The 254-nt window shown below is 31.5% G+C and carries 1 protein-coding gene; it reads left to right on the forward strand.

From position 1 onward, the window contains the following. Positions 1-67 precede the first annotated feature (67 nt). Positions 68-254 (forward strand): hypothetical protein (locus SB749_RS20140; RefSeq protein WP_410711870.1); only part of this gene is annotated, 187 nt, incomplete at its 3' end.

Raw genomic sequence — 254 nt, forward strand, 5'->3', positions numbered from 1 at the left:
TTCCAAAATTAAACCAATGCACGATTATAAATTATTCAGTAAATGACAATTTGATTTAGGACAATATATGAGCATCAGTTACCCATTAATTATTATTTATAATAATGAGATTGAGCTATTAGAGCATGCAGATGAGTTACATGATTTTATTTATACTATGGACGTGAATGAGCAGAAAAGCGTGGTTATTTTAGATAAGGTAAGTGGCTATCAAGGTTTAAATGGCGATGCGCATAATGCACTCAGTGCAATAC

The sequence above is a fragment of the Brevibacterium sp. SIMBA_078 genome, from assembly GCF_046534565.1.
Lineage (GTDB): Bacteria > Actinomycetota > Actinomycetes > Actinomycetales > Brevibacteriaceae > Brevibacterium.